Origin of the sequence: Streptomyces sp. (genome assembly GCF_031178505.1) — a bacterium.
Lineage (GTDB): Bacteria > Actinomycetota > Actinomycetes > Streptomycetales > Streptomycetaceae > Streptomyces > Streptomyces gulbargensis.
Genome location: NZ_JAPSIW010000373.1, coordinates 1 through 6,741, shown reverse-complemented (window position 1 = coordinate 6,741; position 6,741 = coordinate 1). Strand labels below are relative to the sequence as shown.

Here is a 6,741-nt window from a genome sequence, read left to right as displayed (position 1 = left end):
GGTGTCGTGACGCTGCGGCTCGTCCTGGCCGCCGCCGTGCTGCTGATCGTGTGCCGGCCGAAGGTGCGCGGCTACGGCCGCGCCGACTGGGGGACCGTCGTCGCCTTCGGCACCGCCATGGCGGGGATGAACATCCTCTTCTACCAGTCCGTCGACCGGATCCCGCTGGGCGCCGCCGTCACCCTGGAGGTGCTCGGCCCGCTCGCCCTCTCCGTCATCGCCTCGCGGCGGCTGCTCAACCTCCTGTGGGCCGGGCTCGCCCTCGCCGGTGTCGTCCTCCTCAGCGGCGGCGGCTTCGACCGGCTCGACCCTGCGGGTACGGGCTTCGCCCTCGCGGCGGGCGCGATGTGGGCGGCGTACATCGTCTTCAGCGCCCGGACCGGCCGCCGTTTCCCGCAGGCCGACGGGCTCGCGCTGGCGATGGCGTTCGGTGCGGTGCTCACCGTGCCGTTCGGCATCGCGGAGGCGGGCGACAAGCTCCTCGTACCGTCCACGATCGGTCTCGGCCTCGCCGTCGCGCTGATGTCCTCCGTGCTGCCCTACACGCTGGAGATGCTGGCCCTGCGGCGGCTGCCCGCGCCCACCTTCGCCATCCTGATGAGCCTGGAACCGGCCATCGCGGCCACCGCCGGCTTCCTCGTCCTCAGCCAGGCCCTGGCCGTCACCGACGCCCTGGCCATCGCCCTCGTCATCGCGGCGAGCATGGGCGCGGTCCGCACGCAGGTGGGCCCGGCCCGCTCCCGCCGGAAGGCGGCGGACCGCCGGGGCGCCTGAGCGGCGCCCGGACCGGGGCGGTGACGGGCCGCCGACCGGCCCGGGCGGCCGGCCGCACCGGTGACCCGCCCGCCCGTCGGTCCCCGGCCGTCCGCTCGCCGGCTCCTAAACTGCCGCGCATGATCGCCGAACTGCAGTGCGTCGTCCTCGACTGTCCCGACCCGAGGGAACTCGCGGAGTTCTACCGCGCGGTGCTCGGCGGGGAGGTGGACAGGCCCGACGCGCGGTGGGCGCCCGACGACAGCTGGACCACCCTGCACGTGCCGGGCGGGCAGGTGCTGTGCTTCCAGCGGGCCGCCGACCACCGGCCGCCGACCTGGCCGGACCCCGAGCGCCCGCAGCAGTTCCACCTCGATCTCCAGGTCCCGGACCTCGACGCGGCGCAGGAGCGGGTCCTCGCGCTCGGGGCGCGGCTGCTCGACGACGGCGGCGGCGACCGGGTGTGGCGGGTGTACGCGGACCTCGCCGGGCACCCGTTCTGCCTGGTCCGGCACCGTCCGTCCGGGCGCTGACCCGATCCTGTCGGACCTTGGCCGCCGGGCTGTTTCGGCGCCCCGCCCGGGCGCGGACGATGGAGCCGTACCGCCGACGCGCGACCACCGTCGCCGTCCCGCCGAGGAGGGGAGCCGGGCATGGCCCTGGAGATGCGAGACCGGTGCGAGCGCTGCGGTACGACGGGCCTCGGCCCGGACGGGTCCGCCGCCATCTGTTCGTACGAGTGCACCTTCTGCGTGCCGTGCGCCGAGGCCATGAGCGGTGTCTGCCCCAACTGCGGCGGCGAACTGGCCGCCCGCCCGCGCCGCGTCGTTCCGGCGTGACCGGGGTCCTCTACACCAGGACCCCTTCCACCGCCGTGTAGGTGACGCCGTGGTCCGCGAGGGCCTCGGAGACGACGCCGGGGCGGGCGGTGAGGGCGAGCAGCAGGTGTTCGTCGCCGATGGTCTTCTCGCGGCGGCCGAGGCAGACCCGCAGGGAGCCTTCGAGGACCTTCTTGGCCTCGCGGGTGAAGGGGCGGCGCCCGGAGCGGCGGGACGTGGGCGGGCGGTCGTCGGTGAGGGCGCCGGGGCCGTGGGTCTCCTCGACACGGGCGACGATCTCCGTGACGTCGATGCCGAGACCGGCGAGCGCGTCGGTGTCGGCCTTCGACAGGCCGCCCCGGCGGCGGGCCTCGGCCAGGGCGGCTTCCAGGGAGGCGCGGCGCGGGCCGGTCAGGCCCAGGGCGCGCAGGGCGGTGGCGCCCCGGGTGTCCTCCTGGTCGAGGAGGGCGAGGAGCAGGTGTTCCTCGGTGACGGTGGGGGCGCCGAGGCGTTCGGCGCGGGTCACGGCTCCCGTGACGACGGCCCGCGCTCCCGGCGAGAAACGTTCGAACATCAATGCCTCCCGTGCTTCTTGTGGACGGCCTGGCGGCTGACGCCGAGTTCGGCGGCGATCTCCTGCCACGACCAGCCCTGGGCGCGTGCGCTGCGGACCTGGACGGCCTCCAGCTGCTCGAGGAGGCGCCGCAGCGCGGAGACGGCGCGCAGGCCGACCCGGGGATCGCGGTCGCCCGCGCGGGCGGCGAGATCGGTTGCATCGCTCATGCTGTCAACTTAGGTTGACGCCCGTCGCCTGTCAATCAAAGTTGACGGCCGGGAGGTCGCGGGAGATCAATTCAAGCAAGCACGCTTGCTTGTTTCCGGGTTCGCTGCCATGCTCCAGGCACGCCGTCGCGTCCCGAGCCCGCGAGTCTCCCGAGGGGAGCGCACCGTGTCCGACCCCGCCGTCGTCCTCGCCGATCTGCGCGAGGAGAGCGAAGAACTCGACGCCCTCGTAGGGGAGTTGAGCGCGGAAGAGTGGTCGGCTCCCACCCCCGCGCCCGGCTGGACGATCGCCCACCAGATCGCCCACCTCGCCTGGACCGACCGGGCCGCGCTCCTCGCCGCCACCGACGCCGAGGCCTTCGCCACCGAAGCCGAGAAGGCCCTCGCCGCACCCGACCGTTTCGTGGACGAGGGCGCGGAGGAAGGGGCGCGGCTGCCGCCCGCCGACCTGCTCGCCCGCTGGCGCACCGGCCGGGAACGCCTCCAGGACGCCCTGCGGTCCGTGCCGCCCGGCGCACGGTTCCCCTGGTACGGGCCGCCCATGAGCGCCCCCGCCATGGCCACCGCCCGTCTGATGGAGACCTGGGCGCACGGGCAGGACGTGGCGGACGCCCTCGGAGTCGTCCGCACGCCGACCGCCCGGCTCCGGCACGTGGCGTGGATCGGCCACCGGGCCCGCGACCACGCCTACCTCGTCCGGGGCGAACAGGCCCCCGCCGAGCCGTTCCGCCTCGAACTCACCGCGCCCGACGGCACCCTGTGGACGTACGGCCCCGAGGACGCCGCCCAGCGCGTCACCGGACCGGCGCTCGACTTCTGCCTCCTCGTCACCCAGCGCGTCCACCGGACCGACACCGCGCTCACCGCGCACGGCCCCGACGCCGAACACTGGCTCGGCATCGCCCAGGCCTTCGCCGGACCGGCGGGACAGGGACGCGCCCCGCAGGGAGCCGGGGCGTGACCCTGCGGATCGGCAACGCCTCCGGCTTCTACGGCGACCGCTTCGACGCCGTCCGCGAGATGCTCACCGGCGGCGAACTCGACGTCCTCACCGGCGACTACCTCGCCGAACTCACCCTCCTCATCCTCGGCCGCGACCAGCTCAAGGACCCCTCCACCGGCTACGCGAAGACCTTCCTGCGGCAGATGGAGGAGGGCCTGGGCCTCGCTCACGAACGCGGTGTCCGCATCGTCACCAACGCGGGCGGCCTCAACCCCGCCGGACTCGCCGACGCCCTGCGCGCCCTCGCCGCGAAGCTCGGCCTGCCCACCCGGATCGCGCACGTCGAGGGCGACCGGATGCCGCCCGAACCGGGCGTCCTGACCGCCAACGCCTACCTGGGAGGCGCCGGGATCGCCGCCTGCCTCGCCGCGGGCGCCGACGTCGTCGTCACCGGCCGGGTCACCGACGCCGCCCTCGTCACCGGGCCGGCCCAGTGGCACTTCGGCTGGGGGCCGCAGGAGTACGACCGGCTCGCGGGCGCGGTCGTCGCCGGGCACGTCCTGGAGTGCGGCGCCCAGGCCACCGGCGGCAACTACGCCTTCTTCACCGGGCACGACCCGCGCGCCTTCCGCCGCCCCGGCTTCCCCCTCGCCGAGCTGCGCGCCGACGGCTCCTCCGTCATCACCAAGCACCCCGGCACCGGCGGCCTGGTCGACCTCGGCACCGTCACCGCCCAGCTCCTGTACGAGACCTCCGGCGCCCGCTACGAGGGACCCGACGTGACCGCCCGGCTCGACACCGTACGGCTCACGCGGGAGGGGCCCGACCGGGTACGGATCGACGGGGTGCGCGGCGAGGCCCCGCCACCCACCCTGAAGGTCGCCCGCACCCGGCTCGGCGGCTACCGCAACGAGGTGGTGTTCGTCCTCACCGGCCTCGACGTCGAGGCCAAGGCGGCTTTGGTGCGGGCCCAGGTCGAGGACGCCCTCGCGTCCTCCCCGCCCGCCGGCGTGCGCTGGGAACTCGCCCGCACCGACCGGCCCGACGCCCCCACCGAGGAGACGGCCAGCGCCCTGCTCCGGCTCGTCGTCAGGGACCCCGACCCCGAGAAGGTGGGGCGCGCCCTGACAGGGGCCGCGATCGAACTGGCCCTCGCCAGCTATCCCGGCTTCCACGTCACCGCCCCACCCGGGAAGGGTTCCCCCTACGGGGTCTGCGAGGCGGTGCACGTGCCCGCCGCCTCCGTCCCGCACACGGCCGTGCTGCCGGACGGCACCCGCCTGGAGATCCCGCCGCCCGCGCCCCCGGCCGCCCCCGCGCCCCCCGTCCCCGCCCCGGAGCTTCCGCCGCCCCTCCCGCCCGGGCCCGTACGGCGCGTACCGCTCGGGCGGATCGCCGGGGCCCGCAGCGGCGACAAGGGCGGGGACGCCAACGTCGGCGTGTGGGTCCGCACCGACGAGGAGTGGCGCTGGCTCGCCCACACCCTCACCACCGACCTCTTCCGCACCCTCCTCCCGGAGACCGCCGGCCTGGCCGTCACCCGGCACGTCCTGCCGAACCTGCGGGCCCTCAACTTCACCGTCGCCGGAATCCTCGGCGAGGGCGTCGCCTCCCAGGCCCGCTTCGACCCGCAGGCCAAGGCCCTCGGCGAATGGCTCCGCTCCCGCCACACCGACGTACCGGAGGTCCTCCTGTGACCGTCCTCGCCTCCGCCCTCGACACCGGCGGACCCGACCACGCGGCGCACCGGGCCGCCATGCTGGAGAAGCTGGCGGCCCTGGACGCCGAACACGCCAAGGCCCTCGCGGGCGGCGGCGAGAAGTACACCGCCCGGCACCGCCGGCGCGGCAAGCTCCTCGCCCGCGAGCGCGTCGAGCTCCTGGTCGACCCCGACAGCCCCTTCCTGGAACTGTCCCCGCTCGCCGGCTGGGGCAGTGACCACACCGTAGGGGCCTCCCTGATCACCGGCATCGGGGTCGTGGAGGGCGTCGAGTGCCTGATCACCGCCAACGACCCGACCGTGCGCGGCGGCGCCTCCAACCCGTGGACGCTGAAGAAGGCGCTGCGCGCCAACGAGATCGCGTACGCCAACCGGCTCCCCGTCATCTCGCTCGTGGAGTCCGGCGGCGCCGACCTGCCGTCCCAGAAGGAGATCTTCATCCCCGGCGGGGCCCTCTTCCGCGACCTGACCCGGCTGTCCGCCGCCGGCATCCCGACGGTCGCGGTCGTCTTCGGCAACTCGACGGCCGGCGGCGCGTACGTCCCCGGCATGTCCGACCACACCGTGATGATCAAGGAGCGGTCGAAGGTCTTCCTCGGCGGCCCGCCGCTCGTGAAGATGGCGACCGGCGAGGAGAGCGACGACGAGTCCCTGGGCGGCGCCGAGATGCACGCCCGCACCTCCGGCCTCGCCGACCACTACGCCCTGGACGAGGCCGACGCGCTGCGCCAGGCCCGCCGGATCGTCGCCCGCCTCCACCACCGCAAGGCCCACCCCGACCCCGGGCCCGCAGAGCCCCCGAAGTACGACCCCGAGGAACTCCTCGGGATCGTGCCCGGTGACCTGAGGACGCCCTTCGACCCGCGCGAGGTCATCGCCCGGATCGTCGACGGCTCCGACTTCGACGAGTTCAAGCCGCTGTACGGGACCAGCCTGGTGACGGGCTGGGCACGGCTGCACGGCTATCCGGTCGGCGTCCTCGCCAACGCCCAAGGGGTGCTGTTCTCGGCCGAGTCCCAGAAGGCGGCGCAGTTCATCCAGCTCGCCAACCAGCGCGACATCCCGCTCGTCTTCCTCCACAACACCACCGGCTACATGGTCGGCAAGGAGTACGAGCAGGGCGGCATCATCAAGCACGGCGCCATGATGATCAACGCCGTGTCGAACTCGAAGGTCCCGCACCTCTCCGTCCTCATGGGCGCCTCCTACGGGGCCGGCCACTACGGGATGTGCGGCCGGGCCTACGACCCCCGGTTCCTCTTCGCCTGGCCCAGCGCCAAGTCCGCCGTCATGGGGCCGCAGCAGCTCGCGGGCGTCCTGTCGATCGTCGCGCGGGCCTCGGCGGAGGCGAAGGGGCAGCCGTACGACGAGGAGGGCGACGCCGCGCTGCGGGCGCTCGTCGAGGCCCAGATCGAGGCCGAGTCCCTGCCCCTGTTCCTCTCCGGCCGGCTCTACGACGACGGGGTCATCGACCCCCGCGACACCCGCACGGTCCTCGGGCTGTGCCTCTCCGCGATCCACACGGCACCGGTCGAGGGCGCGCGCGGCGGCTTCGGCGTCTTCCGAATGTGAGGCCTCTGGTGATCAAGACCGTCCTCGTCGCCAACCGGGGCGAGATCGCGTGCCGGGTGCTGCGCACCTGCCGCGCGCTGGGCATCGCCACCGTCGCCGTCCACTCCGACCCGGACGCGGGCGCGCTGCACGTCCGCGAGGCCGACGCGGCG

Annotated in this window: 9 protein-coding genes; 7 read left to right on the top strand and 2 right to left on the bottom strand. The window is 74.6% G+C overall.

Annotated elements, in window-relative coordinates; all coding sequences use genetic code 11:
- From RIF68_RS22420 to RIF68_RS22410, 3 genes are all read left to right on the top strand, one after another.
- On the top strand, positions 1-774 hold a 774-nt coding region (locus tag RIF68_RS22420), incomplete at its 5' end, for an EamA family transporter (RefSeq protein ID WP_309053082.1).
- A gap of 119 nt (positions 775-893) precedes the next feature.
- Positions 894-1,286 (top strand): VOC family protein, encoded by a 393-nt coding sequence (locus tag RIF68_RS22415; RefSeq protein WP_309053081.1) that lies wholly within the window; start codon positions 894-896, stop codon positions 1,284-1,286.
- A gap of 120 nt (positions 1,287-1,406) precedes the next feature.
- Positions 1,407-1,592, top strand: a complete 186-nt coding sequence (locus tag RIF68_RS22410; RefSeq protein ID WP_309053080.1) for a DUF1272 domain-containing protein — start codon at positions 1,407-1,409, stop codon at positions 1,590-1,592.
- Between the two features lie 10 nt (positions 1,593-1,602).
- Here the strand turns inward: RIF68_RS22410 and RIF68_RS22405 are convergent, their stop codons facing one another.
- Positions 1,603-2,145, bottom strand: coding sequence for a Clp protease N-terminal domain-containing protein (locus RIF68_RS22405; protein ID WP_309053079.1), 543 nt, complete (start codon positions 2,143-2,145; stop codon positions 1,603-1,605).
- The gene (locus RIF68_RS22400) at positions 2,145-2,354 is read right to left on the bottom strand and encodes a helix-turn-helix domain-containing protein (protein ID WP_309053078.1); all 210 of its coding nucleotides are present in this window, start codon (positions 2,352-2,354) and stop codon (positions 2,145-2,147) included. Before RIF68_RS22400 ends, RIF68_RS22405 begins: the two co-directional genes overlap by 1 nt.
- 166 nt (positions 2,355-2,520) lie before the next feature.
- On the opposite strand from RIF68_RS22400, the gene RIF68_RS22395 reads away from it, so the two are divergent.
- The 4 genes from RIF68_RS22395 to RIF68_RS22380 all read left to right on the top strand — a co-directional run.
- Entirely contained in the window at positions 2,521-3,315 is a 795-nt protein-coding gene (locus RIF68_RS22395; RefSeq protein WP_309053077.1) for a TIGR03084 family metal-binding protein, read from the top strand.
- Positions 3,312-4,994 carry an acyclic terpene utilization AtuA family protein gene (locus RIF68_RS22390; RefSeq protein ID WP_309053076.1) on the top strand — a complete coding sequence of 561 codons (1,683 nt, stop codon included), beginning with the start codon at positions 3,312-3,314 and terminating at the stop codon, positions 4,992-4,994. Before RIF68_RS22395 ends, RIF68_RS22390 begins: the two co-directional genes overlap by 4 nt.
- On the top strand, positions 4,991-6,589 hold the full coding sequence (locus RIF68_RS22385; protein WP_309053075.1) for a carboxyl transferase domain-containing protein: 1,599 nt from the start codon (positions 4,991-4,993) through the stop codon (positions 6,587-6,589). The genes RIF68_RS22390 and RIF68_RS22385 overlap by 4 nt, the downstream gene beginning before the upstream one ends.
- 8 nt (positions 6,590-6,597) lie before the next feature.
- On the top strand, positions 6,598-6,741 hold a 144-nt coding region (locus RIF68_RS22380), incomplete at its 3' end, for a biotin carboxylase N-terminal domain-containing protein (RefSeq protein WP_309053083.1).